The following is a 23,955-nucleotide window of genomic DNA, read 5'->3' as shown; positions in this document are numbered from 1 at the left end:
ACAGGTATGATAACAGCTAAACGCAACGGAGAGGCTGACATGGTGGTTCACAGGCAAGCGTTCAGTTCAGGCAACCTGCTGGCAGACCTGCCAGCAACGCCCGGCACGGACGAGCTGATCCAGGTGCTGGCCAGCCATGCAGGCAATGGCGTCAAAATCGAGCGAATTGTGTCGCACGGTCACGCCACGCCGTTGCATGAATGGTACGACCAGACCCGACACGAGTGGGTGATGGTGGTGCAGGGAGAGGCCATTATCGCGTTTGACAGCGAACGCGACGACCTGCATCTGCGAGCCGGTGACTATGTCGACATTCCTGCGCATTGCCGCCACCGTGTTGCCTGGACCCTGCCTGACACTGACACCGTATGGCTCGCTGTTTTCTATTAATGGGGACGGAGTGAATACTTTTTAACCATTCCACTCCCATCAACGATTGAGAGAGACTGAACATGTTGAATGAGAACGTATTGCGTACACCCGATGAAAACTTTGCAGAGCTGCCGGGGTACGACTATCAACCTCACTACCTGGACAACCTGCCGGGCTTTGAGGGTGTACGGGTGCACTACCTTGACGAAGGCCCTGCCGATGCCAGTTCCATTGTGTTGTGCCTGCATGGGCAGCCGACGTGGAGTTATCTGTACCGGAAAATGGTGCCGGTTTTTGTGGCGGCCGGGCAGCGTGTGATTGCGCCTGATCTGATTGGATTTGGCCGTTCCGACAAACCCGAAGACGACGCCATATACACCTTCAGCCGTCACCGTGACATGCTGCTGGCGTTTATCCGCGCAGTGATTGATACCCGACGCGAAGATCAACTGGTGACACTGGTGGTGCAGGACTGGGGTGGCCTGTTGGGGCTGACCTTGCCCATGGAGTTTGGCCAGTTGTTTACGCATTTGCTGATCATGAACACGAGTCTGGGGACTGGAGACGTCCCCCTGGGTCAGGGCTTTGAAGACTGGCGTGCGTACTGCACAAGCCGGCCGGATCTGGATATCGCAGCCTTGATGAAGCGCGCCGAACCGGCGCTGACCGATGCCGAGGCGCAGGCCTATGCCGCGCCTTACCCTAGCCTGCGCTACAAGGCCGGTGTGCGCCGCTTCCCCAACCTGGTGCCCGATCATCTGAATGCAGACGGTGCCGAGATTTCCCGACGCGCGCGTGACTGGTGGCGCGACGAGTGGCAGGGGCGCAGTTTCATGGCCGTGGGTATGCGTGATCCGGTATTGGGGCCCAAGGTGATGAAGAACGTGCGTAAACTCATTCGTGGCTGCCCGGAGCCACTGGAAGTGGCCGACGCCGGTCATTTTGTACAGGAACACGGCGATCTGGTCGCCCGCGAAGCCCTCAAAACCCTGTTTCCTTCCTAAAAAGAATGAAAGAATGGGGACGGAGGGAATACTTTTTGAGCAAAAAGTTTGAGCAAAAAGTATTCCCTCCGTCCCCATTCTTGATCCGTCCCCATTCTTGATCCCATTGCTGCGCGCAAACCATTTCAATTGAGTGACAAACTGCTTTGCCTCCTGGTCGTTTTTTAGATAGCATCGGAATCAGCAGGAGCTTTGTTAACAGGATGTCACACTCTATGCGTCTTTTTCAGGAATACATTTTGTCCTTTCTGGACATGTTTTCTGCCTATCCCTACATGGCCCTTTTTGTCGGTATGATTATCGCCGGTGAACTGGTGTTGTTGCCGGCCATTTATCTCGCTGCCACTCAGCGTATCGATCTTGCAGCCGTACTGTTGCTGGCGATCATCGCAACCATGCTGTCCGACTGTCTCTGGTATGGTCTCGGTCGTCGTTTCCCCGCGTCGACACTGGCGCGCGTGTCCGGCAAAGTCGGCGAGGGATTTTTTGCCGGTGCGGAGAAAGCGTTCTCGGCGGGTGGCAAACGGTTACTCTTCATGTCCAAATTCATTTATGGCACCCGGGCACTGGCTCAGGTCCTGGCCGGCGTGCACCGTATGCCGCTGCGCAGCTACCTGGTCGTCAATACCGCAGGTGTCATTGCGGTGACGGTTGTGCTGACAGTTATCGCCTATTCGGTTATCGGCACCACGTATCGGCTGGGGGAAGTCATGCAATACGTGGAAGTCGCCTTTCTGCTGTTTGTGCTGGTCACAATTGGTGGATACATTTTGGTGGGCAACAGGTTGAGAAAACAATGGTCTCTGTAGTTATTGCAGCCTTTAACGAAGCTGCCACTGTAGGTCAGTGCGTGCAGGAAGCACTTCAATGTACGTATGCCAGGGAAGTGATTGTCGTTGACGACGGGTCAAGCGACAACACCGCTGAACTTGCGAGGCAGGCGGGGGCGACCAGCGTGCTGGTGCTGAACCAGAACAGTGGCAAAGCCGCGGCCATGGCGGCCGGAGTACAGGCGGCGAAACACGATGTGATTCTGTTTCTCGACGCTGACGTCACGGGTGTCACGCCACAGATGCTGTCTCGCATCGTAGAACCGGTCGTCGACGGGCGCGTTGAAATGTATGTGGGCGTACGCATGCGCAAAACCATCTGGCTCAACAAACTGCTCCGCTACACGCCCATTATCGGTGGCGAGCGAGCCGTCACACGTAGACTGTGGGATGCAGTGCCTGGCAGATACCGGGAAGGTTTCAAGATTGAGATTGCACTGAACCATACGTCCAAGCAGTTCGACGGCAAGATGGGTTTCGAATTGATTGACGGAACCGTGCATCACATCAAGGAGCAAAAATACGGTCTGTTTGCGGGCCTCCTGGGACGCATCCTGATGATAGGCGATATTCTCAAAATATCGTTCCAGATATACGTCTGGGACTGGGCAATCGGTAAACTGAAGAGTTGGGGAATGCAAAGGCAGGGGTCATAAATTATTCTACTGTATGAGAATGGGGACGGAGGGGATACTTTCTGACCAGAAAGTATCCCCTCCGTCCCCATTCTTTCGCCATACTTATTCGTATTGGGCTTCGTGTTGCATCAGCACCTCGCGTATGCTGGCCGCCCAGATGTCATAGCCTTTTTCGTTCAGGTGCAGATTGTCGTCAACAAAGATGTCTGTCATCACGGTGCCATCGGCCTGCAGGAAGGGGGTGGCGACATCAATGTAATGCACCAATGGATCCGACGCGGCCACCTGCTGGTAGCGCTCGTTCAACGCCTGTGCAATTGGCCAGGTGGCTTCGCGTGCGACGCTGGGTTTGACTGACAGAACATACACGCGAGCGTCCGGCAGTTCCGCGTGAATGCGATCAATGATGGATTCCAGTTGCTCAATAATAACATCGTTAGGAATGTCATTACGCCCGGTGTCATTGTCGCCTTCATAGATCAGCACGGCGCGTGGTTTGTAAGTCAACGCAACACGATCCAGAAAATGCACGATATCATGCATCACGCTGCCGCCGAAACCGCGCGGGATAACCGTCAGTGGCGCCAGATCTGCAGGGGCGTCCTGATTCCAGAACATGATGCTGGAACTGCCGGTCAGGACAATGGCGTCCTCCGGTGGAGGAGACTGCTCGTCCATCTGCTCAAAGCGCTGTATAGCCTCCTCATAACGGGCCGGATCTGGCAGTTCATAGGAATCGTCCGATTGGGCCTGTGCGTTGCCGACAGTCAGTGCCAGCCAGGATGTCATCAGTGCAATTGCCAGTGATTGAACTTTTCTCTTGTCAGCGTACATCCAGCATTCTCCCCAACTGTTATCAGTTGTTTTATTTCTGTTATCGTCGCCCCAACGCCATACGCGCGCCGCTGTAGGTCATGTAGATCAACAAAAATAAGCCAAACAGGCCAAAAATGCGATCAAAATTCTCGAACCCGGTCCAGCGCAGGTAGTGAATGTCATAGACTTTGTCTATCCAGCGAGTATTCGGGCCGTGTTGTGACATTGTCAGCGACTCCCAGTTCACGCTGATCTCAACGCCCGTGTCGGTCACGGCGGTCATGCCTGAGAGGCTGTCGACGGTGCCGTACCGTTCCCGATTATGAGCAATGGCATCGTTAATCAGCAGGCGTAGCTCCTCGCCTGAGGGTGCCGGCTTTGGGTCCAGGGCAAAGGCGTCCAGATGCTGCCAGCCCTGAGCATCACGCACCAGCAGATGCTCGCCCAGAACCGTGCGGGAGAATCGCGCTTCCAGCCATGACGGGTCAGGCACAAACTGAATGATGTTGCCCATGGGCAGTTGCTGCACTTGCAGTTGTTCATAGGCATCGGTGTAGGCGGGGCGGACCAGAAAGAATATGGCGGTTGTTGACCAGGCGACGAACGGCAATAACAGCAGTATGCCGACCAGGCGGTGAATCTTGCGTGGGCGCATCAGGAAAAGCTCTCGGCTTGAAAACGGGAGAGCAATGCTATTACATATACGCCACGACTTCTAACCTGCCGATTCTTTATTAATCACCGGAACCTGCCGCATGACGCTGATCAGTACACTCAAAGACAAACCCCACCACCTGCGGCCGCTGGCGCAGTGGCATCATGCCGAGTGGTCGTATCTGAATCCGCATCGCTCACTGGACGCGCGTATCGAAGAAATGCAGGAAGATCTGGAAGGCAAGGTGATACCGACGACGTATGTGGCCGAGCAGGACGGTGAGCTGCTGGGCTCCGCCTGTATTCTGGCCGACGACATGAGCAGCCACCCTGAGCTCAGCCCCTGGCTGGCCAGTGTTTATGTTGCCGAAGATCATCGCAAAAAAGGCATAGGCTCAACACTGGTAAAACGTGTCATGCAGCACGCACAGGAAAACGGCGTCAAACGCCTGTATCTGTACACACCGGATCAGGCCCAGCTTTATGCTGGGCTGGGATGGCAGATATTCAGCGAAGAGTTATTCAACGGGACACCGGTTACCATCATGTCGGTTGATTTCGACTGACAGGCCGGACTCGCTCAGTCCAGCGCCCCGCCAATGGCTTGGCGCCTGCAGCGCACAGGCGTATAGTCATAGGCATCAAATGTCTGATTTCAGGCCAATAATGACGGAATCTGAGATCAGCACACGCCTTAATCTGGTCACAACACGAGTACACACCTGATGCAGTTCACCATGAAATCAGAAAACAACCATCGCAAATTCCCAATACTGCTGGGCGCCATCGCGCTGGCCGTTCTGGCTGGCTGCGGCAGCGATGAGCCGGAGCCTCAGGAAGCTGTTGCTGTGCGTGCTCCCGCGCCGGCCATCAGTCAGATTGCCCTGCAGGACATGGCGGCCTGCGCTGACGACCTGGCGCCGGTTCTGTCTGACGCCGGCACTTATCGGCGCAGCATCCGCACAGCCATGGAATCAACCCAGGTCTACTTTGATCAGGGCCTGCGCCTGACCTACAGCTACTATTTCCCAGAGGCCATCGCCTCGTTTAACGCTGCGCTGTGCTTTGAACCCGGCAACCCCATGATCCTTTGGGGTAAAGCGCTGGCCAGCGGACCCAATCCCAACAGTCGCTATGGCGCGGCACCGGATGACCCCATGGGCACTGGTCGCAATGCCATTAATGCCGCCATGGCGGCCCGCAATACCCGACCGGAAGCCGAGCAGGGCCTGATCGAGGCGCTGGCGCCCCTGTTTGATACTGACACCTACCCTGACACAGCGGCACGCACCCAGGCGTTTATCGACGCGGCAGAAACCAACTACGCCAACAACCCCGATGACCTGGAAGCGGCTTTCCTGGTCGCACACGGCATCATGATGTCCACGCCATGGACCTATTATGACCAGGATGACGGCAGTGCGATGCCTGGTGTAGAGCGCGCGCTGGAGGTCATGGAAACCGGCATGGAGCAGAATCCCGCTCATCCGGGGCTGACCCACCTGCACATCCATCTGCTGGAAGCTTCGCTTGAGCCAGGTCGGGCTGAAGATTCGGCTGATCGTCTGGAATCGCTGACACCAATGGCCGGGCATATGGTACACATGCCCGGTCACATCTACATGCGCCTTGGTCGATATCAGGATGCCATCAACACCAACCAGCGTTCTTTAAGCGCCGATGATGAGGTGGTCGCTGCCTGGGGCAATCGTGCACTGCCTCGCACCGGCACAGACTCTTTGTCGGCTACCAATCACGGCGGTCATGCCACCATGTTCATCCATTGGGCCGGCATCCTGCAGGGAAACAGTGAACGAGCGCTGGCCATTTCCGGCCCCATGGCGGCGATGGCAGACCCGGAAGCGTTGGCTGAAGGGCGGGGACTGCGCAATCTGGTGGCGCACTGGATGACCCTTAGAGCATTCGGCCAATTTGATGAGTTGCTGGCGCTGGAGAACCCTGCGCCAGACCAGCCATACCTGGCGGGAATGCTCAATTACATGCATGGCTCGGCGTATCTGAACCAGGATGATATCGATGCCGCACAGGCGGAGTATGACAATCTGCAGGAACTGCGCAACGAACCGGTTCTGGACCGCCAGCGGGCGGCCGTCAATACCACCGCTGACATGCTGGCGGTTGCGTCCTACGCGCTCGCCGGCGAAATAGCCAGCGCCAGAGGCAATTACGATGAAGCCATTCAGGCGTTTCGTCAGGCGGTTGCCCTGCAGGATGCCTTGCGTTACATGGAGCCGCCGGATTGGCTTCAGTCCATGCGTCTGTTTCTGGGGCAGGCGCATCTGGATGCCGGCGAATACAATCAGGCGATTAATGTATTTGAAAGAGACCTGATACTGTTGCAGGAGAACGGCTGGGCTTTATATGGGCTGACCGAAGCGCTTGAGCAGCTCGGAGAAACCGAAGAGGCCGACCTGGCTCGACAACGTCTACTCATGGCGTGGAAAGATGCCGACGTCATCCTGACTGATCGTGCCCATTTCTAGACGGGCCAATGAACCGGAGGGTGTATGGTAGACACTCTGGAATACCTGGCGAACTCGGTGTCGCGGGCAAATAATCTGGAAGAGCTGACGCGACCCATGCTGGAGCTTCTGGAAAAGATGACGCATCTTGAAAGTACCTACCTCACCACGATTGATGAAGCGGCAGGTGTACAGCGCATTCTTTATTCCCGCAACATGGGTGACCTTAACATTCCTGAAGGTCTCTTGGTGCCCTGGAGCGACACCCTTTGCAAACGTGCGCTGGACGAGAAGAGTTTCCTGACCAGAGACGTGCCCGGCGTGTGGGGCGATTCCGAGGCCGCTGCTGCCCTGGGCCTGCAGACTTACCTGAGCAGCGCAGTTTATACCGACGATGGCGAGCTGTACGGCACATTGTGTGGAGCCAGCGCCAAAGAAGTTGATGTCAGCCCGGATGTCAGCAAAATCCTGGAGCTCTTCACCCGCTTGATTTCGCAACAGGCGTCTCGGGAAAAGGTCGCCCGCGAAGCCACCGAGCGTGCACTGGCCGCCGAGTTGCGTGCCAGGGAAATGCAGTTCGTTGCAGAAATAGGTGCCATGTGTCTGTCGGCCTCGGAATTGCCGACATTGCTACGTGGTCTCACGCGTAGTTTTACTGCGCGAAATTTCTGGCAAGGGGCAGTGCCTTTTGTTGCCGAACGGGGCTCAACGCGTCTCCTGCAGGATGACCAGGCGCCTTATCATGAGCTGATAGCCACCATGCTGGGCGATGCTCGTGCCTCAGTCGGATTCCAGCCGCTGTTTGTCAAAGCCAACTATGCCGATCCTCTCATTCAGGAGGCGCTGGCGTTAACCGGCCAATCCGAAAAGAGTCTGCTGTTCCTGATGTCAGCTGCCAGCGGTGACGAGTTGCTCGGTGGTGTGCTGCTGATAGGGGGCGAGAACAGCATCAGCGACTCGGAGCAGGCCATGGTGCAAAGCTGTTGGCAGATACTGACGCTGTTTGCTGAGCGTCATCATGAGCATGAGCTGCTCGAAGCTGCCAATGCCACCCTGACCCTGCACGCGCGTCATGACCCTTTGACGCAGTTGCCCAATCGACGTTATCTGGTCGACGAAATGAAACGTCTGCTGGGTCATGCTGCACGCACCAGGGAGACCGTGTATGTGGCGTTTGTCGATCTGGATAACTTCAAGGTCATCAACGATACCCATGGCCACGACGTCGGCGATGACTTTCTGCAGGAGATTGCCCAGCGCCTGCAAAGTACGGCCCGAAGTGGTGACCTGACCGCGCGTTATGGTGGAGACGAGTTCATTCTGGTAGCAGTCAACCATGGTGAGCAGATTGATAACGCCGAAGGTGTCATCGCGGCGCGGATAACAGACGCCATGTCCGGCACGTTTGTTTTGCCAGGTCTGGATCTGCAGTACGACGGCCCCAGCGTCGGCGTTATCAGTTGGCAGGGAAACGAGGTGCCAGATGCCGACGAGCTGCTGGCCAGTGCGGATAAGGCCATGTACGCGATCAAGCAAAAGCGCAGGAAGAAGCATGCCTGACAAACCGGTAAGTGTCGGGACGCACGCAATATTGGCATCTCTGGTTTTATCGATGCTTGTGGCGTGCGCAGTGGCGCCGGCGCCCTATCTGGATAACCAGGCGCTGCATCAATCCTTTTTTGATCCCGGTCCTTACGCCGGTGTGGACGTAACACAGGGCGGGCGCCATTGCCGCATTTTCCATCCCATCAATATGGATTATGGTCGTCACCCCATTATTATCTGGGGCAATGGTACAGGCACCAGCCCGGCCGCCTATCGCGATCTGTTGGAACACTGGGCCAGTCACGGTTTTGTTGTGGTTGCCGCCATGACGCCAAATCCGGGTAGCGGTCGTGACATGAGCCGTTGCCTGGATGTCGCGCTCAACCTGAACAGTGAGCGCGGTCCGTTTCAGGGACGACTGGATCCCGCGCGCATCGGGGTTGCCGGGCATTCGCAGGGCGGTGAGGGCGCCATCTACCTGGGCCGCGACATGCGCATTAACACAGTGGTTGCGCTACAGCCGTACATTCAGGGCGTGCAGTTCAATCCGACCGCCGTGCGTGGGCAACATGGCCCCATGTTGCTGTTGTCGGGTGCCGAGGATGTCACTTCGCCACCCGAAACACACCAGAAGCCGATCTACGAAAACACCGATGTGCCGGTAACCTGGTTGACGCTGCGCGGAGCCACTCACCTGGCGCCGATGCAGACTGGCGGCAGTTACCGGGGCGTAATGACGGCCTGGTTAAGAATGCATCTGCGCGGTGACGACCAGGCCGCCCGCATGTTTGAAGGTGACGGTTGTGTGCTGTGCGAAGATGAAAGATGGACAATACAGACAGACTAATTGGATGGGATATTGATGAGTCGAAAATTGATTTCCAGTGGCTCTGACTTCGAAGCCATGATCGGGTATTCAAGAGCTGTGGTGGACGGAGACTACGTTTTTGTCTCCGGAACCACAGGCTATAACTACGATAACATGACGATTTCGGACAACGTTGTTGAACAGACCGAGCAATGTTTCCTGAATATTCAAAAAGCGTTGCAGGAGGCAGGCAGCGATCTGTCGGACATCGTCCGAGTCACCTACGTGCTGCCCGATAAAACGGATTTTGAACCTTGCTGGCCTGTACTGAAGAAACACCTTGGTCAGGTTCGTCCAGCAGCCATGATGATCGAAGCTGGCTTGCTGGACGACAAAATGAAAATAGAAATTGAAGTCACAGCACGGCTTACTTGCCCTGAGTGACAAGCCTGACGATTACCGGGTAACGCAGCAAAACCACGACCCAGACGCTGACGAGCAGCAGTGACTGAAACCAGAAACTGGTCAGCACGGGGCCAACAAAATTTTCGCCTCTGATAATGTGAAACAGAATGGCGCCACCCAGATGCGCACTCAGGAACAGCACGCCGATGATTGATGTTCTTGGCACGGCGTAAAGAACCGCCGCAGTTACTTCACCAAGACCGATCCAGAACACCCACGGCGCCATCGCATCGATACTGGCCAGCGGATTGGCCCCCAGGACTTTGGTTGTGCCCGCCATCAGTAAAAACAGTGTTGCCGGCACAACCAGTACCCAGGCAGCTATTCGACGTTTATTGTTTGCATCTTGCATATGCACTCTCCAGGAAGTGTTAAGGTGGCGCGCCGGTGCACAGCGCGCCAGTCAATCGTGTTTATTGCGCTGGTTGCAGTTTGATCACGGCGCCGTTATCTTCTTCGGTCAGCAGATAAATAGATCCATCTGACCCTTGCGCGACATCGCGGATACGCTGGTGCAATTCCGTTGCCATGGTTTCGCGCTGCAGTTCCCACATGTTTTCGTTGAACACGATGCGCTCCAGGCCGCCGCTGCCAGGCAGGCGTCCTCGCTGAATGCTGCCTGTGAGCATGTTGCCCTGCCACTGGGGAAATGCATCGCCGGTGTAGAACATCAGGCCGGAAGGCACAATACCCGGTTGCCAGATCAGCAGCGCAGACTCAAACCCTTCCTGGGGCAGTTTCTTCATGGGCTCGCCATCGTTGTAACTGCCATAACCATACAGCGGCCAACCGTAGTTACCACCGGCCTTGATGACGTTGAGCTTATCGCCGCCCAATGGACCCAGTTCGGCGTGAAACAGTTCACCGGTGACGGGATGAATGGCAACGGCATACTGGTCGCGGTGACCGTACGAATAGATCTCCGGTCGAACATCGGCCTGATCGACAAAGGGGTTATCCGCCGGCACACTGCCATCATCGTTCAGCCGCAGTACTTTGCCTTCCAGTCGCGTCAGATCCTGCGCCAGGGGGCGTCTGTCCATGGCGCCGCCAACGGTAATGAAGAGTGTGCCGTCATGGGCAAACACCATACGGGAGCCACCGGAAATGGTCATCGGCGTGCCAATGAAGAGCTGCTCAAAATCCTTCAGTTCGTTGCTGCCGTCATAGCGACCACGGCCCAAGGTGATGGCATACTCGCCGTCGCTGGCCAGCGCGGTGTGGTAAGTGAGATAAATCCAGCCGTTGTCAGCAAATTGCGGATGCGCAATGACATCCAGCAATCCGGAATGGAAGCCGGTGCGGATCTCAGGCAGTCCGCCAAGCGGCTGCGGATCAAGCACGTCGTTGCGAATCACGCGTAGCGCCGGGGTGTAACGATCGGTGATCAGGATGTCGCCATTGGTCAGAACCTCAAATCCGAACGGCCGGGGAATGCCCTGGGCGATGACGGTGGCAGTCATCTCCGCATTAGCAGTGGCCAGTGCCACTGGTGTATCCGGCAACGGATAGGGCGTTGGACGACCCTGCGCATGCACGAATCCAGCGCCCGTCATGTGAATGGCAAATAGCGCGGTCAGTAGCTGGTAGCGTGGTCTCATATGAGGTTTCCTGAGGGAGTTTAACGAGTTAAAGAGTGTGCGGTGCGGCTGATTGAGACGAGAGGTCAAACATCAGCGCTGACAAGTTGTCAGCAGTATAGCATCTATCGCTTCTGGTAAACGTATGTCGCCTTATTTTGCGGTGTGGGGTCAGTTGTGCAGATACGACATGGTCCAGCATGGGGTACACTGCGTATTCTGTCACTGACACAACAACGATGGCCCTCAAATTGCGTTACCTTCCAACTGCCCGCCAAGTCCTGACACTGACCGCCTTTGTCGGCTTGTTTGTGGCGCTAACCCTGCCCAATCGACTGGTCTGGATCAGTCCTCAGGCGTTCGTTTTCCTGCCGCTGGAGTTCATGGTCATCGGTCTGCTGTTGCTGGTGCCCGGCCGTGCCGGCGATCTGTGTCGCTGGGTATTGACCGTGCTGCTGGGATTGGCTGTATTGCTGCGCGGGTCAGACCTGGTCACCCATGAAATCTTTGCCCGGCCGTTCAATCTGGTGTTTGACAGTAATCTGTTGGCCGATGGCAGTCGCCTGCTGACCGGCGTGCTCGGTGATTTTGCGGCGCTGGCCGTAGGACTGATGCTCGCGGTGGCGGCGGGGCTGTTGTGCTGGCTGGCCTATGTCACGCTTCGACGTATCCAACACTGCCTTCGAAAAGCACCGCGCCTGGCAGGCGCTGTGTTAGTCACCCTGTTGCTGGTGGGCATAAGTCTCGACATGTCGGGGTGGCGGCGCACGGGCACATTTGCCTGGGATCAACTCGTACTGCACGGGCAGCAAACGGTGTTCAGTGTTCGCGATATTCGTCAATTTGCCGCCATCGTGAACGAAGATGAATGGAGCGGTCGCTCCGGCGCAGGCCTGTTCGGCCGTCTGCAAGGCAAGGATGTCTACATTGTGTTCGCTGAATCCTATGGTCGGGCCTTGCTTGAGCGCGAGCCATTTGCTGATTCCGTGCGGGCAACGCTGAGTCAGGCGCAATCATCACTGGCGGCTGACGGTGTCCATATGCGTAGCGCGTTCCTGACTGCACCCACCGTCGGTGGGCTGAGCTGGCTGGCGCACGCCTCAGCGCTTTCCGGTGCCTGGATTGACAGCGAAACCCGCTATCAAAGTCTCGTCATCAGTCAGCGTGCGACCCTTAACCGTCTGTTTCGTGATGCCGGTTGGCGCACCGTTGCAGCCATGCCTGCTATCAGTCTGGTTTGGCCAGAGGGTGGTTATTACGGTTATGACAAAATTTACGACGCACACAATTTTGGCTACCAGGGCCTGCCTTTTAATTGGGTCACCATGCCCGACCAGTACGTGTGGTCCGCGCTGCATGAGCGCGAGCGCGGCGATGGCATCCGGCGTCCAGTCATGGCAGAGCTGGCGCTGATTTCCTCGCATGCACCCTGGACCCCAGTGGCGCAGTTACTGCCCTGGGAACAAGTGGGCGATGGCCGGGCCTTTGATATTCAGGCGCAATCCGGGCTCAGCCCGGAAGAGGTCTGGGCTGATGTTGACAGTATTCGTGACCATTACCGGCAATCAATTGAATATATGTTGCAGACCCTGGTGTCCTACGTTCAGGAATATGGTGATGAAGATCTGGTGGTCATGGTATTGGGCGATCATCCGGCAGCGCCTTTTATTACCGGAGACAGCGAGGACAAACAGGTGCCCGTGCATCTGCTTGCACATGACCCTGCCGTCATTGAGGCGGTCGCAGACTGGCAATGGCAGCCGGGTCTGTTGCCTGATGACGATGCGCCGGTATGGCGTATGGATCGGCTGCGCGATCAGTTCATCGAAGCATTTTCCAACAGGCAGCAGGAGGGCTTGCAGTGACAGCAACACCAGGCTGGCGGGCACGTTTGGGTCTGTGGCGATCCTTGCTGATGTACTACGGCATTCCCGGCCGACAGGCACGCATGCGCCGACTTTATGGCCAGTTTATCCAGCGTGATGATCTGTGCTTTGAAGTGGGCGCCCATGTTGGCAACCGGTTGATGGCCTGGCGTACGCTGGGGGCCCGGGTGGTGGCCATGGAACCGCAACCGTTGTTCATGCAGACCCTGCAGCGCCGTTATGGCAAAGATGTCGCCATCATTCTGGAAGAAAAAGCCGTCGGCGCCCAGCCCGGTGAAGCAACGCTGCACATCAGCACTCGCACACCGACGGTCACTACCCTGTCGCAGGACTGGATCGCGCGCGTGCAACAGGACGCCTCGTTCAGCAAGGTGCAGTGGGACCGGCAGGTAACAGTGCCGGTGACCACGCTGGATGACCTGATTGACACCTGGGGAGAACCACGTTTCTGCAAAATTGATGTCGAAGGCTTTGAACTGGCTGTGCTGCAGGGCTTGTCCCGGCCACTGGCGGCGCTGTCCTTTGAATATATCCCCGCTGCCATCGACATGGCGCTGGCCTGTATCAGCCGGTTGGAAGAACTGGGTCAATACCAGTACAACCTGGCGCCTGGCGAAACACACCGACTGCAGTTCGGGAGCTGGCTGTCGGCCGGGGACATGAGCCAGCACCTTGGTCAGGTACGTGATGGCAGCGGCGATGTGTATGCCCGGCTGGTTGATGACAGGCCCGGTGAGGACTAATATGGGTCAGCGTTGTGTTGGAGAATACTCATGGCCGGTGGCTGGTCGCGCGATGGCGCCGTACAGGATCAGATAGATGCCAGTGTTGAAGAAGCTGTCGAGCGCGCTCGTCAGGGGCTGACACATGGCAAAAGTGCCAGGCTGTGCGAGGAGTGCGGCAATAAAATTCCCGAGGCACGGCGCAAGGCCATCCCTGGTGTGCAATTGTGCATCAGCTGCCAGTCGGCGCTTGAAGAAGAGGCGTCTCAAGCCCCGGGCCTCAATCGCCGGGGCAGCAAGGACAGTCAACTGAGATAATACTTCTCGGCTGATACCGGCCCTGCCGACCCGTTCCGACTACACTCTGCCGAGAAGCACCAGAATCAGCACGATTACCAGTACCGTCCCCAGGACGCCGGTTGGTGCATAACCCCAGCTTCGGCTGTGCGGCCATGCCGGAAGCGCCCCTACCAGTATAAGAACAAGCACAATCAAGAGAATCGTTCCAACGCTCATTTTCAACTACTCCTTGTAGTAACTGTCCAGCTAGTTGACACTAATCCCGATGTTCCGTCCAACGAAATCGTTCAAATGGCGGGTTGTTGATGAGTCGCAAATTGTTCCCGTTTCGCCACTACTTATTCACTTTCGCTACCATTGAGTGGCTTTCCATTCCTTGAATTTTCGTAGGCCATTGTATTTTCGATAATTTAATATCTGGCCCGGATATTGCTGCAAGTACAAAAGGTACAACAGGTACAACAGGCCGTGGCGCTGCCGGAATGTTAATAATTTAACACTCAAGGTTGAGCTCCGTTAATAATTGAATTATCGTTAGCCGTCCGCATCGAACGGCACAGAACAAGAATAATGGAATAACAATATGGCGATGGATAAGGTTATCCAGAAGCAGGGCCGACCCTGGTGGCAATGGGCAATAGCGCTTGTTGTCGCCTGTGCCGTGATCTGGTTTGTGTACCAGGCGATAAGCAATGCGTCAGTCCGTACCGCACGTGTTCCCCTCAATCAATTGATCATCAGCAATGTGCAAATGGGCACGCTGGAAGACGTGGTGTCGGTCAGGGGCACCGTTCAACCGCTGAACAGCGTGTTTCTGGACGCCGTTAACGGCGGTGTCGTAGAGCGCATCTTTGTTGAGGAAGGGGCTTTTGTCGAGGCCGGTCAACCATTGCTGCAGCTTAGCAACACCTCTCTGCGTCTGAGCGTCGCCGGCAACGATACCGCCATCACCGAACAGCTCAACAACCTTACCAATATTGCCAACGGCCTCGAGACCACCCAGCTCAGCACCGAGCGAGAGATTATCAATCTGGAGTACCGTATTATCACCCTGGAGCGTCAGATGCGCAGGCAGCAGGAATTGGTGGCTGAGCGGCTGATATCACAGGAAAATTTTGACGTTATTATTGATGACCTTGAGTTTAACCGGCGCCTGCTCGCCAACACCGAAGCTCGTCAGGCGCTGGAGGATCGCATTCGTCAGGATCGCCAGTTACAGATAGCCCAGCAGATCGAGAAGCTGGAAGAGAACCTGGCCCTGTCTCAAAGCAGCTTTGAGAGCCTGTTGGTGCGTGCGCCCATTACCGGACAACTGACCTCAATGCCTGTACAGATTGGTGAAAGCAAAATCAACGGTGAGCGCCTGGGTCAGATTGATGTGGTCAACCAGTACAAGATTGCCGCCCAGGTTGATGAATTTTACGTGTCCCGGGTGGCACCAGGACAGAGTGCACGCTTCCAGCTGGCCGGCAGCAACTACAGTGTGGTGGTTGACAAGGTTTACCCGGAAATCACCAGCGGGCTTTTCACAGTCGATCTGATTTTTGACACTGACGTGCCGGAGAATCTTCGTCGCGGTCAAACCCTGCAATTGGAGCTGGTGCTGGGCAGTCCACAGGAAACCCTGTTGTTACCGGTTGGCAGTTTTGTGCAGGAGACCGGTGGCAACTGGGTCTTTGTGTTGGATGACGCCGGCGAGAACGCCTATCGTCGGGATATCAGTGTGGGTCGACGCAACAACCGGTTTATCGAAGTAAGGGACGGTCTGAGCGCGGGCGAGCGGGTGATTACCTCCGGGTATGGCGCCATTGCTGAAGCCGATCGTGTGCAGCTAAGTCAATAACTAAAGTGTGACACCAGGGAACGCAGACCATGATTAAGCTCGAGAATATTTGCAAGGTACACCGAACCGAAGATATCGAAACCGCCGCGCTGGATGACATCAGCATGACCGTGGAAAAAGGCGAGTTTGTCTCCATCATGGGCCCGTCCGGTTGTGGCAAGTCTACACTGCTGAATATGCTCGGGCTGCTGGATACGCCGAGCAGTGGTCACTATTATTTCAACGACGAAGACCTGGCCGGCTACAATGAGTCGCAGCGCGCCAGTATCCGCAAAGCCAATATCGGGGTGATCTTTCAGAGCTTCAATCTGATCGATGAGCTCACCGTGGCACAAAACGTAGACCTGGCGCTGTTATATCAAAAGGTACCCGCTGACGAGCGCAAGGCTCGCGTGGAAAAGGTGCTTAAACGAGTTGCCATCGATCATCGCAGCAAACATTATCCCCAGCAGTTATCAGGTGGTCAGCAGCAACGTGTTGCCATCGCTCGTGCCATCGTGACCAACCCCAAAGTTCTGCTGGCGGACGAACCAACCGGTAACCTGGATACAAAAAATGGTGACGAGGTCATGGCGCTGTTGAAAGAGCTGAACCAGGAAGGCGCTACCGTCATCATGGTCACGCACTCGGAACACTACGCGGCCTACGGCACACGGGTGGTGCGTCTGCTCGACGGCCAGATTGTCGATGCCAATGCCAAAGCGGATGCCGACGCCGTTCTGTAAGACGCAGCTCTGTAAACAGTTGATCCCATTCTCCCAGCGGGGGTATCCACCGTGTTCCTGAATTATTTGATCGTTGCCTTACGTAATCTTCGCAAGCAACCTGGTTTTACTGCCATCAAGGTACTCAGCCTCAGCCTGGGGCTGATCTGCAGCATACTGGTGTTGATGCATGTGCAGTACACCAACAGTTATGACAAACATTTCGACAACCACGAGAATATCTATCGGGTGGTGACCAGCCTGACTTCGACCTCAGGCCAGCGCATTGATGCCAGTTTAATCGCCGAGGGCATATTCAATCCCTTGCTTCAGGATTACGGCCAGATAGAAGAGGCGGCGAAGATAAATCAGGGCAGCGGCCTGTTTGTCTACGGCGATGTGTCGGCAACCAACGAGTACTGGTGGGTAACGCCTGAGTTCCTGAAGATTTTCACGTTCGATTTTATTCAGGGCGATTCAGAGACAGCACTGGTCGAACCTAATACGGTTGTTCTGACGCAAAGCACTGCACGCAAGTACTTTGGCCCGGAAGACCCCATGGGCAAAGTGTTGACTATCGACAATCTGGCTGATCTGCGGGTGACAGGCGTGATAAGAGACCTGCCCCCTAATACCCATATCGATATCGAAATCATGATCGGCAGTCCGACCGGTCAACAGATTGCCGGGGAAAACTTTATGAACAGCACGGCCTGGGCTGGCTTTGGTGGCACCATGGCGTATGTAGTCATACCGGATCCCGCTTCAGTTGAGGCCATACGTGCCGACTTCGAAAACTTTGTTGAACGCAATGTCCCCGATACGCAGCGCGACTTTGTACAACGTATTGATATCACGCTGGACCTTGAACCACTGGCCGATCTGCAATTGTCGCCGCGCCAGGGCTTCGCGGTTGCCGACTATAGTCGCACACTGGTGCTAGGCGGTCTGGTCACCTTTGCCGCACTGATCCTGTTGAGCTCCTGTATCAACTTTGCCAACCTGTCGCTGGCGCAAATGCAGCAGCGGGGCAAAGAGACCGGCGTGCGTAAAACCCTGGGAGCAACCCGAAACGATCTGCTGACGCAATTTCTGGTGGAGTCCATGCTGTTGACCCTGCTGGCGCTGGTAGTCGCATTACCGGTCATCTATCTTGCCATCGGTCCCTATAACGCGCTGACTGGCACGGCCTTCACTTTCTCAAGCATGTTTGGCTCTTCGCAGGCATTTATCATTACGCTGTTCGTATTAGTGACCGGCTTTCTGTCAGGCCTGGTACCAGCGTTGCGCATGTCCCGGTTCGCGCCAACAGATGCGATCAGCGGCAAACGGGACGGCGGCAGATCCAGTCGACTGGTGCGTTCAGGGCTGACGGTGATTCAGTTCACCTTTGCCGTGATACTGGTCATTCTTGCCATCGGCATTAGCGTGCAGGTGCGATACCTGAATGAAATTGATATTGGGTTCAACCGTAGTAATCTGGTGGTGATCGACGCCATGTACAACCCGAGAAATCCCGAGCAGTTCAATTACGATGCCCTGGTTGACGAATTGCGACAGCATCCGGGTATCACTACCTTGGGCAAGGCCCAGAGTGCACCACCCAATAATGGTGGGTTTAATCCCTGGCGGCACTCCAGCCAGCCCATTGAGCAGGCGCAAGCGGTCAGTCATCTAGGCGTGGACGAGAATTACGTTGATGCTCTGCAACTACAGATCCTGGCAGGGCGCAACTTTTCACAGGACTTCCCTGCAGACTACATGCCCAATGGCCAGCCTGACAGTGAACAGACTTTCGGGATTCTGATCACACCGGCAGCGGTGGAAAAATTTGGTCTCGGCAGTGTTGACGAGGCCATCGACGAAGTGTTGATCATTAACGATCTGAATTTCCGGGTGGTGGGTGTTGTCAACGACTTCAGGCTGTCCGGCGGCATGGAAGACACCATGCGGTCGACCGCGATTCTGCGTGCTACTCGCCAGCCAATGAATGCTTTGCTGGTGAGAATTGACCCTTTACAGCGCACCAGCGCGCTAAATCACATCGACACGGTCTGGGCCAGACACCGTCCCGACGCGCCCATCAATCGTGAGTTCTATGAGCAGACGTTCAATCAGCAGATTTATGAGGAGACCAACAGCATCAATCGCGCGGCCCAGTTTGCTGCATTTATAACGATTGTGATTGCGGCACTGGGTTTATACGCCTTAGCCTTCTATTCAACCGAACGCCGCACCAAGGAAATTGGTGTACGCAAAGTGCTGGGTGCGTCGGCGCGCTCGATTGTTGAACTGCTGACGCTCGATTTCATCAAGCCAGTTTTGCTTGCCTGTGTGCTGGCCAGTGGTCTGGCGTATCTGGCAACCTCCTACTACTTCCAACAGTTCTCGGCACCAGCGAATTTGAGCCTCTGGGTTTTTGTGCTGGTTATTGCCGGTACCATCATACTGTCCATCCTGACGGTGGCGGCGCAGTGCTTCAGAACGGCGACCTCAGATCCGGTCAAGTCGCTGCGTTCGGAGTAATCTGACTTTGCGACGCCGCACCAAAAAGCGAAACTCAGCAAGCCCCCGAGCCAAAACCCGGTGCAGATAAAGCACCGGGTTGACCTCGCTCAGAATTATGAATTGACGCTGATAATATCGTCGGCCTCAAACACACGACCGTCAAACAGGTCCTGCGATATTGAACCGCGCAAGGTGACCACATCCTGAGGGTCCAGCTGCAGATAGCCTTCATTGTCCAGCGGGTTATACCCCAGGTCGTCCACCTCGACGGTCAGCATTGTCGCGCCGGTATTCAGTGTGAGCTCCTGCGCATCAGGGTCGACCGAGGTGATCGTACCCTGCAGCGTAGTATTGCCCACTACAAGTGGGCCATGCACGGTAACAATCGGGTCATAGACTATCGGCATGGACTCTTCATCCATTGCGCTGGCGTAGAAATAGGCGCTGATGGATTCCACATAAACACTGCTGGCTTCAATGGTAGTCATTTCGAAAAAATCATCGTCAATTAAGCCATTGACAACCACGTTGTCGCCTTTGAGAAGCGCGTAAGCATCTGCGTCACGATCACCGTCGTCCATTTCCACCGTGACGGACCCGCGTCCGTAATCCAGCAGGAATGCGTCCTCATGAACTGACTCGACCGTGCCACTGAGACTGATCCAGGTGTCGTCGGGTTGCAGATATGGAGACTGTGTCTGTGCAACGGTGGATACAGAAAAAATTGCGGCGCCTAAGGACGCCAGTAGTTTCATGCTAGTCATGGTCGGCTCCTTAATTCGAGTGTATGTGTGAATATGTCAGAAGCCGACGAAGGGATGAACAAAGCCCTTTGATCAGCTTCGTGAGTAAAAATGCTGCCAAATATAGAATGGCTTGTCAAATCGCGAATGGGCATTATGATATTATTGTAGTAGCCATGTTTTTCAGCGCATAGACAGCTTTATCGGATTCGATCACGCTGATCAGGCTTTGTATGCAGCCAAAGCGGCCGGCCGCAACCGCGTCGAGTGTTACGGTCAATTGAGCACGCAACAGTAACGAGGTGGCACACGGATGATATCGCTGGAAATAGCTCTGGTACTGGCGCTGCTGGCGGGCCTCTCCATACCCCTGGGCGCGCTGATCTCTTCCAGATCTTCCTGGGCAACTTTCTGCACACAACGTGAGCTGGACAGTTTTGTGACGTATTTTGGTGGCGGCGCGCTGCTGGCTGCCATTTCACTGGTGTTATTGCCACGCGGCATGGAGAGTTTGTCAGTGCTGCCGGCCGCCGTGGCCTTTGCGTTCGGAGGGCTTGCGTTCTGGCAGTTCAGTATCTGGGCTGAACGTACCAAAAATACTGCCTCGTTGTTTATGGGTATGACGCTTGATTTTTTGCCCGAAGCAATCCTGATTGGTGTTGCTGCCGCGCATAATTCAATCAGTGCGTATCTGCTGGCCGCATTGATCGCGCTGCAGAACCTGCCTGAAGGATTTGCAGCCCATCAGGAAATGCAAAGCAGCGGAATTTCCCGCAAGCACCTGTGGTTGATATTTTTATTGACGCCTTTCCTGGGCCCGATGTCGGCGTGGGTCGGTTTTGCCTGGTTATCAGGTAATGAGCAGACGTTGGCCATGGTTTTGATGTTTTGTAGTGGTGGCATTCTTTATCTGATTTTTGAAGACATTGCCCCCGACGCACGAACCACCGGAGAGGGGTTTCCAGCAGTTGGTGCCATCATCGGATTCCTGTTGGGAATGATCGGAACGATGCTGATTCACTGAGTCAGTGCATCAACCTTGGCGGCCGATATAAAATCGTTCTCCGACAGCCCGCCGATCGCATGCGTACTGTAAACCACAGTGGCCTTGTTGTAACCAAAGGTGATGTCGGGATGGTGGTCTTCACCGTGAGCGATCCACACCACCGCATTCACAAAGGCTGATGTCTGATAATAGTTGTCGAATTTGAACGTGCGACTGATCTGTTTGCCTTCGTTTTCCACTTTCCACCCGGCGTCGATCATGGCCAGGTATTGTTTCACCTGTTCGGCGCCCATCGGGCTGGCATCTTTTGCACACGGTTTACATTTTCGTGTTGTCAGATCACTCATGGTCAGATTCCTTCTTCTCAAAGTGTTCATACATGTTAACGCGAGCCCCCGGCACCGAGTCAAATGCCAGTAAGGTGTTGGCGCCGTCGAGTCCGATCCGTCAGCTGTGCTACAATCGCCGGTTTTTTGAGAAGCCCTGATTTATGTCTATCTCCGCCAGCCGGCCTCCTGTCTTTGTGCTCGTCCCCATCAGCATGCTTTGCACGTTGGTCGCGGTGGTCTTTGGCCGTCTTGCGTACGGGCTGGTATTGCCCGTCATGCGTGAGACGCTGGCGCTTAGCTACTCACAGGCGGCCAATCTGGGCACGTTGACGGCGTTGGGTTATCTGGTTTTGTTGCTTTATGCCGGCGTGTTTGCAGGGCGCTACGGTGGCAAGCGTTCAATACTGCTGGGGCTATCGCTTGGGGCCATTGGTTATGCCGGTCTCAGTCTGTTCTCTGCTTACCCCCTGTTAATGCTTTGCATGACGCTGATGGGGTTTGGCACTGCGTTTACCTTTACTCCACTGGTCTCTCTGCTCGGAGCCTGGTATCCGGAACGTCGTGGCATGGTCATCGGCTTTGCCGGTAGCGGCGTGGGCATTGGTATACTGCTGGCAGGTGCCCTGGTGCCGATCATCACCCAGTCGGGTGACGAAGCATCCTGGCGACTGATCTGGGCCAGCTTTGCCGGTATCGCGGTACTTGCCATAGTGCTGGTGAGCATTTTTCTGCGCGATCCGCCGCAGCACGAAGAAACGATTTCCATGCGCCAGGGTCTGGCGATCGCTTACCGCAACCCGCATGTCGTGCGTATGGCACTTATCTACGGTGTGGTCGGCCTGACCTATATCGTGCAGGTGCTGTTCATGTACAGTTTTGCCCTGGACGCAGGCGTGGCCGCGCCCATCGCCGGTCGGCTGGTTGCTGTGATGGGCTTTGTCTCGATATTCTCCGGGCCGGTCTGGGGCTGGCTGGCCGATAAGGTAGGCCACGGCCGTGCGCTGACGTTTTGTATGACCGTCGCCATTGTTGCCACCTTACTGCCGGTAATCTGGCCGCAGACCTGGGCGTTCACGGTGCATTTTGTCCTGGTCGGGCTGTCGGTGACCGGTCTGTTCACGTCGGTACTGGCGGCCGCGACCAGCACCGTAAAACCACAACATGCTGCCATGGCAGTCAGTTTTGTCACTGTGTTCTTTGCGCTGGGACAACTGGTCGGCCCGGCCCTGGCCGGACTGTTGATCGACTGGCAACAGGACTTTCGGCTGACCTTTGCAGTCAGCGCCATGCTGATGTTTATTGGCGCTTTGGTGAGTCATGGCAGCACGGCGGTGGCTAAATCCTGATCACCGCCGTTGTCAGACACGCAGCGCACTAAGCCTTTCCCTTCAAGCCCCCGTGTCCCCAAGACGATAATTTGCTATTGCCTGTCGATTTGCGCTCTACTCAAGCGACCAATGAGTACTGAATGCAACTAACAGGAGAATGCTATGTCTTATATTGACGGATTTGTGCTCGCGGTACCCAAAGCTAACAAACAGGCATTTATCGACCACGCCAGGCTGGCAGACCCGATATTCATGGAGTGTGGCGCGGTTCGCGTACTGGAATGCTGGCAGGATGACGTGCCTAAAGGCAAGGTCACGGATTTTTACAGTGCCGTGAAGGCGACTGAAGAGGAAGCAGTCGTGTTTTCATTTATTGAATGGCCAGACAAGGCGACCCGCGACGCTGCGATGGAAAAGCTGCATGAAATCATGAGCAGTGATCCCAGAATGGACCCCAACACCAATCCGATGCCGTTTGACGGCAAACGCATGATATATGGTGGCTTCATGCCCGTTGTGGAACTGTAGGCGGAGTAAAACGTCACGTTCATCAAGGAGAAAAATGATGAGTAACAAAGAGGGTGATTTTGTCTGGTACGAGTTGCTGACCACTGATTCAGCTAAGGCCAGAGAATTCTATAGCAAAATATTGGGTTGGACATATACCGATAATGCGATGGACGGTTTCAGCTACTGGCTGGCTACAGCAAAGGACGCAGACACCGGTGAGAGCCATGAAATAGCAGGTGTTATGGAACTCACTCCTGACATGCTGGAGGCGGGCGCCCAGCCTGCCTGGATGGGCTATATCGGGGTCGACAATGCCGATGCCACGGTGGCAGCTGTCAAGGCTGATGGCGGCGGCGAACATATTCCGCCAACCGATATTCCAGGTATCGGGCGGTTTGCCATGATCCATGACCCGCAAGGGGTGATCTTCTATATCATGCAGGATACCAGCGGCGGTCACAGCCTGGCGTTCGCTGCAGATAAACCCCGAATCGGCCATTGTGCCTGGAACGAATTGTACACAACCGATCAGACAGCCGCCTGGGAGTTCTACAGCAAGCACTTCGGCTGGTCTAAAGACGGCGAAATGGACATGGGACCGATGGGCACCTACGATTTCATTCGTCACGGTGGCGTGATTGGCGCGATGATGCACAAACCCGAGCAGCAACCAGTGGCCTGTTGGCAGTTTTACTTCCGCGTAGCGTCAATAGAGGCCGTGGTGACCACGATCACTGAAAACGGTGGTCAGGTGCTAATGCCGCCGCAAGAGGTGCCCGGTGGTGACTTTATCGTTGTCGGGTTGGATCCAACGGGGGCGGCGTTCGCCGTGGTTGGAACAAAATAGGTCAAAGATGTTAAGGTGAAGTGTATGGAGCAAT

The 23,955-nt window shown here is 55.5% G+C and carries 26 protein-coding genes; 19 read left to right on the top strand and 7 right to left on the bottom strand.

The annotated features are described in order from the left end of the window. Positions 1-6 precede the first annotated feature (6 nt). The 4 genes from PHACT_RS08240 (at position 7) to PHACT_RS16195 (ending at position 2,862) form a co-directional block, all read left to right on the top strand. Positions 7-390, top strand: coding sequence for a cupin domain-containing protein (locus PHACT_RS08240; RefSeq protein ID WP_245730647.1), 384 nt, complete (start codon positions 7-9; stop codon positions 388-390). Between the two features lie 62 nt (positions 391-452). Next, positions 453-1,376 (top strand): haloalkane dehalogenase, encoded by a 924-nt coding sequence (locus PHACT_RS08235; RefSeq protein WP_070116738.1) that lies wholly within the window; start codon positions 453-455, stop codon positions 1,374-1,376. 215 nt (positions 1,377-1,591) lie between these two features. Next, the gene (locus tag PHACT_RS16520) at positions 1,592-2,185 is read left to right on the top strand and encodes a DedA family protein (protein ID WP_245730645.1); all 594 of its coding nucleotides are present in this window, start codon (positions 1,592-1,594) and stop codon (positions 2,183-2,185) included. Next, positions 2,173-2,862 (top strand): glycosyltransferase family 2 protein, encoded by a 690-nt coding sequence (locus PHACT_RS16195; protein ID WP_070116736.1) that lies wholly within the window; start codon positions 2,173-2,175, stop codon positions 2,860-2,862. The genes PHACT_RS16520 and PHACT_RS16195 overlap by 13 nt, the downstream gene beginning before the upstream one ends. An 84-nt stretch (positions 2,863-2,946) precedes the next feature. Here PHACT_RS16195 and PHACT_RS08220 read toward each other — a convergent pair whose 3' ends face one another. Both PHACT_RS08220 and PHACT_RS08215 read right to left on the bottom strand, forming a co-directional pair. Further along, positions 2,947-3,678: a GDSL-type esterase/lipase family protein gene (locus PHACT_RS08220; protein WP_070116735.1), complete on the bottom strand. Its 732-nt coding sequence runs from the start codon at positions 3,676-3,678 to the stop codon at positions 2,947-2,949. 40 nt (positions 3,679-3,718) lie between these two features. Continuing rightward, positions 3,719-4,315: a hypothetical protein gene (locus tag PHACT_RS08215; RefSeq protein ID WP_070116734.1), complete on the bottom strand. Its 597-nt coding sequence runs from the start codon at positions 4,313-4,315 to the stop codon at positions 3,719-3,721. A gap of 100 nt (positions 4,316-4,415) precedes the next feature. Here PHACT_RS08215 and PHACT_RS08210 point away from each other — a divergent pair, with 100 nt between their 5' ends. The 5 genes from PHACT_RS08210 to PHACT_RS08190 all read left to right on the top strand — a co-directional run bounded on the left by PHACT_RS08210 (position 4,416) and on the right by PHACT_RS08190 (position 9,594). Beyond that, positions 4,416-4,880 carry a GNAT family N-acetyltransferase gene (locus tag PHACT_RS08210; protein ID WP_070116733.1) on the top strand — a complete coding sequence of 155 codons (465 nt, stop codon included), beginning with the start codon at positions 4,416-4,418 and terminating at the stop codon, positions 4,878-4,880. Positions 4,881-5,051: 171 nt separating this feature from the next. Continuing rightward, on the top strand, positions 5,052-6,818 hold the full coding sequence (locus tag PHACT_RS08205) for a tetratricopeptide repeat protein (RefSeq protein WP_169819422.1): 1,767 nt from the start codon (positions 5,052-5,054) through the stop codon (positions 6,816-6,818). A 24-nt stretch (positions 6,819-6,842) separates the two neighbouring features. Beyond that, complete coding sequence (locus PHACT_RS08200; RefSeq protein ID WP_070116731.1) at positions 6,843-8,357, top strand: GGDEF domain-containing protein; 1,515 nt, start codon at positions 6,843-6,845, stop codon at positions 8,355-8,357. Beyond that, positions 8,350-9,189 carry an alpha/beta hydrolase family protein gene (locus PHACT_RS08195; protein WP_070116730.1) on the top strand — a complete coding sequence of 280 codons (840 nt, stop codon included), beginning with the start codon at positions 8,350-8,352 and terminating at the stop codon, positions 9,187-9,189. The genes PHACT_RS08200 and PHACT_RS08195 overlap by 8 nt, the downstream gene beginning before the upstream one ends. Next, positions 9,190-9,594, top strand: a complete 405-nt coding sequence (locus PHACT_RS08190; protein WP_317622254.1) for a RidA family protein — start codon at positions 9,190-9,192, stop codon at positions 9,592-9,594. Here the strand turns inward: PHACT_RS08190 and PHACT_RS08185 are convergent. After that, the gene (locus PHACT_RS08185) at positions 9,578-9,967 is read right to left on the bottom strand and encodes a DoxX family protein (protein ID WP_070116728.1); all 390 of its coding nucleotides are present in this window, start codon (positions 9,965-9,967) and stop codon (positions 9,578-9,580) included. The genes PHACT_RS08190 and PHACT_RS08185 overlap by 17 nt on opposite strands. 61 nt (positions 9,968-10,028) lie before the next feature. Beyond that, the gene (locus PHACT_RS08180) at positions 10,029-11,216 is read right to left on the bottom strand and encodes a PQQ-dependent sugar dehydrogenase (RefSeq protein ID WP_083264449.1); all 1,188 of its coding nucleotides are present in this window, start codon (positions 11,214-11,216) and stop codon (positions 10,029-10,031) included. A 218-nt stretch (positions 11,217-11,434) separates the two neighbouring features. Here PHACT_RS08180 and PHACT_RS08175 point away from each other — a divergent pair, with 218 nt between their 5' ends. From PHACT_RS08175 to PHACT_RS08165, 3 genes are read left to right on the top strand one after another with little or no spacing between them, the layout of a single operon-like run. Then, complete coding sequence (locus tag PHACT_RS08175) at positions 11,435-13,060, top strand: LTA synthase family protein (protein ID WP_070116727.1); 1,626 nt, start codon at positions 11,435-11,437, stop codon at positions 13,058-13,060. Beyond that, on the top strand, positions 13,057-13,824 hold the full coding sequence (locus PHACT_RS08170) for an FkbM family methyltransferase (protein WP_245730642.1): 768 nt from the start codon (positions 13,057-13,059) through the stop codon (positions 13,822-13,824). Before PHACT_RS08175 ends, PHACT_RS08170 begins: the two co-directional genes overlap by 4 nt. A gap of 30 nt (positions 13,825-13,854) precedes the next feature. After that, the gene (locus PHACT_RS08165) at positions 13,855-14,121 is read left to right on the top strand and encodes a DksA/TraR family C4-type zinc finger protein (RefSeq protein ID WP_070116726.1); all 267 of its coding nucleotides are present in this window, start codon (positions 13,855-13,857) and stop codon (positions 14,119-14,121) included. A 39-nt stretch (positions 14,122-14,160) separates the two neighbouring features. Here the strand turns inward: PHACT_RS08165 and PHACT_RS08160 are convergent, their stop codons facing one another. After that, positions 14,161-14,319: a DUF3309 family protein gene (locus tag PHACT_RS08160; RefSeq protein WP_070116725.1), complete on the bottom strand. Its 159-nt coding sequence runs from the start codon at positions 14,317-14,319 to the stop codon at positions 14,161-14,163. A 367-nt stretch (positions 14,320-14,686) separates the two neighbouring features. Here PHACT_RS08160 and PHACT_RS08155 point away from each other — a divergent pair, with 367 nt between their 5' ends. Genes PHACT_RS08155 through PHACT_RS08145 form a run of 3 tightly spaced genes read left to right on the top strand, consistent with a single transcriptional unit; the run spans position 14,687 to position 19,176 of the window. After that, positions 14,687-15,946: an efflux RND transporter periplasmic adaptor subunit gene (locus PHACT_RS08155; RefSeq protein WP_083264448.1), complete on the top strand. Its 1,260-nt coding sequence runs from the start codon at positions 14,687-14,689 to the stop codon at positions 15,944-15,946. 29 nt (positions 15,947-15,975) lie between these two features. Beyond that, positions 15,976-16,671 carry an ABC transporter ATP-binding protein gene (locus PHACT_RS08150; protein ID WP_070116724.1) on the top strand — a complete coding sequence of 232 codons (696 nt, stop codon included), beginning with the start codon at positions 15,976-15,978 and terminating at the stop codon, positions 16,669-16,671. Between the two features lie 51 nt (positions 16,672-16,722). After that, positions 16,723-19,176 carry an ABC transporter permease gene (locus PHACT_RS08145; RefSeq protein WP_070116723.1) on the top strand — a complete coding sequence of 818 codons (2,454 nt, stop codon included), beginning with the start codon at positions 16,723-16,725 and terminating at the stop codon, positions 19,174-19,176. 95 nt (positions 19,177-19,271) lie between these two features. Here the strand turns inward: PHACT_RS08145 and PHACT_RS08140 are convergent, their stop codons facing one another. Then, positions 19,272-19,922, bottom strand: a complete 651-nt coding sequence (locus PHACT_RS08140) for a hypothetical protein (RefSeq protein WP_139141481.1) — start codon at positions 19,920-19,922, stop codon at positions 19,272-19,274. Positions 19,923-20,214: 292 nt separating this feature from the next. Here PHACT_RS08140 and PHACT_RS08135 point away from each other — a divergent pair, with 292 nt between their 5' ends. Then, a complete protein-coding gene (locus PHACT_RS08135) occupies positions 20,215-20,925 on the top strand; it encodes a ZIP family metal transporter (protein ID WP_070116721.1) in 711 nt (236 codons plus the stop codon). Here the strand turns inward: PHACT_RS08135 and PHACT_RS08130 are convergent. Next, the gene (locus PHACT_RS08130) at positions 20,919-21,254 is read right to left on the bottom strand and encodes a 4a-hydroxytetrahydrobiopterin dehydratase (RefSeq protein ID WP_070116720.1); all 336 of its coding nucleotides are present in this window, start codon (positions 21,252-21,254) and stop codon (positions 20,919-20,921) included. The genes PHACT_RS08135 and PHACT_RS08130 overlap by 7 nt on opposite strands. A gap of 143 nt (positions 21,255-21,397) precedes the next feature. Between PHACT_RS08130 and PHACT_RS08125 the strand changes: the two genes are divergently transcribed. The 3 genes from PHACT_RS08125 to PHACT_RS08115 all read left to right on the top strand — a co-directional run bounded on the left by PHACT_RS08125 (position 21,398) and on the right by PHACT_RS08115 (position 23,921). Further along, entirely contained in the window at positions 21,398-22,582 is a 1,185-nt protein-coding gene (locus tag PHACT_RS08125) for an MFS transporter (RefSeq protein WP_070116719.1), read from the top strand. A 144-nt stretch (positions 22,583-22,726) separates the two neighbouring features. Next, positions 22,727-23,092, top strand: a complete 366-nt coding sequence (locus PHACT_RS08120; protein ID WP_070116718.1) for a DUF1428 domain-containing protein — start codon at positions 22,727-22,729, stop codon at positions 23,090-23,092. 34 nt (positions 23,093-23,126) lie between these two features. After that, positions 23,127-23,921 (top strand): VOC family protein, encoded by a 795-nt coding sequence (locus PHACT_RS08115; protein ID WP_211284386.1) that lies wholly within the window; start codon positions 23,127-23,129, stop codon positions 23,919-23,921. Positions 23,922-23,955: the final 34 nt, after the last annotated feature.

This window comes from Pseudohongiella acticola (assembly GCF_001758195.1).
In the GTDB taxonomy this organism is placed as follows: Bacteria; Pseudomonadota; Gammaproteobacteria; order Pseudomonadales; family Pseudohongiellaceae; genus Pseudohongiella; species Pseudohongiella acticola.
This window is presented reverse-complemented; position numbering and strand designations above follow the sequence as displayed.

What these genes read in the sequence shown, in the direction of transcription:
- PHACT_RS08160 (WP_070116725.1), bottom strand. Translation starts at nt 14,319, where the DNA reads ATGAGCGTTGGAACGATTCTCTTGATTGTGCTTGTTCTTATACTGGTA.
- PHACT_RS08180 (WP_083264449.1), bottom strand. Translation starts at nt 11,216, where the DNA reads ATGAGACCACGCTACCAGCTACTGACCGCGCTATTTGCCATTCACATG.
- PHACT_RS08115 (WP_211284386.1), top strand. Translation starts at nt 23,127, where the DNA reads ATGATGAGTAACAAAGAGGGTGATTTTGTCTGGTACGAGTTGCTGACC.
- PHACT_RS08135 (WP_070116721.1), top strand. Translation starts at nt 20,215, where the DNA reads ATGATATCGCTGGAAATAGCTCTGGTACTGGCGCTGCTGGCGGGCCTC.
- PHACT_RS08120 (WP_070116718.1), top strand. Translation starts at nt 22,727, where the DNA reads ATGTCTTATATTGACGGATTTGTGCTCGCGGTACCCAAAGCTAACAAA.
- PHACT_RS08195 (WP_070116730.1), top strand. Translation starts at nt 8,350, where the DNA reads ATGCCTGACAAACCGGTAAGTGTCGGGACGCACGCAATATTGGCATCT.
- PHACT_RS08155 (WP_083264448.1), top strand. Translation starts at nt 14,687, where the DNA reads ATGGCGATGGATAAGGTTATCCAGAAGCAGGGCCGACCCTGGTGGCAA.
- PHACT_RS08200 (WP_070116731.1), top strand. Translation starts at nt 6,843, where the DNA reads ATGGTAGACACTCTGGAATACCTGGCGAACTCGGTGTCGCGGGCAAAT.
- PHACT_RS08215 (WP_070116734.1), bottom strand. Translation starts at nt 4,315, where the DNA reads ATGCGCCCACGCAAGATTCACCGCCTGGTCGGCATACTGCTGTTATTG.
- PHACT_RS08140 (WP_139141481.1), bottom strand. Translation starts at nt 19,922, where the DNA reads ATGACTAGCATGAAACTACTGGCGTCCTTAGGCGCCGCAATTTTTTCT.
- PHACT_RS08165 (WP_070116726.1), top strand. Translation starts at nt 13,855, where the DNA reads ATGGCCGGTGGCTGGTCGCGCGATGGCGCCGTACAGGATCAGATAGAT.
- PHACT_RS16520 (WP_245730645.1), top strand. Translation starts at nt 1,592, where the DNA reads ATGCGTCTTTTTCAGGAATACATTTTGTCCTTTCTGGACATGTTTTCT.
- PHACT_RS08220 (WP_070116735.1), bottom strand. Translation starts at nt 3,678, where the DNA reads ATGTACGCTGACAAGAGAAAAGTTCAATCACTGGCAATTGCACTGATG.
- PHACT_RS08175 (WP_070116727.1), top strand. Translation starts at nt 11,435, where the DNA reads ATGGCCCTCAAATTGCGTTACCTTCCAACTGCCCGCCAAGTCCTGACA.
- PHACT_RS08205 (WP_169819422.1), top strand. Translation starts at nt 5,052, where the DNA reads ATGAAATCAGAAAACAACCATCGCAAATTCCCAATACTGCTGGGCGCC.
- PHACT_RS08235 (WP_070116738.1), top strand. Translation starts at nt 453, where the DNA reads ATGTTGAATGAGAACGTATTGCGTACACCCGATGAAAACTTTGCAGAG.
- PHACT_RS08125 (WP_070116719.1), top strand. Translation starts at nt 21,398, where the DNA reads ATGTCTATCTCCGCCAGCCGGCCTCCTGTCTTTGTGCTCGTCCCCATC.
- PHACT_RS08185 (WP_070116728.1), bottom strand. Translation starts at nt 9,967, where the DNA reads ATGCAAGATGCAAACAATAAACGTCGAATAGCTGCCTGGGTACTGGTT.
- PHACT_RS08150 (WP_070116724.1), top strand. Translation starts at nt 15,976, where the DNA reads ATGATTAAGCTCGAGAATATTTGCAAGGTACACCGAACCGAAGATATC.
- PHACT_RS16195 (WP_070116736.1), top strand. Translation starts at nt 2,173, where the DNA reads ATGGTCTCTGTAGTTATTGCAGCCTTTAACGAAGCTGCCACTGTAGGT.
- PHACT_RS08210 (WP_070116733.1), top strand. Translation starts at nt 4,416, where the DNA reads ATGACGCTGATCAGTACACTCAAAGACAAACCCCACCACCTGCGGCCG.
- PHACT_RS08240 (WP_245730647.1), top strand. Translation starts at nt 7, where the DNA reads ATGATAACAGCTAAACGCAACGGAGAGGCTGACATGGTGGTTCACAGG.
- PHACT_RS08130 (WP_070116720.1), bottom strand. Translation starts at nt 21,254, where the DNA reads ATGAGTGATCTGACAACACGAAAATGTAAACCGTGTGCAAAAGATGCC.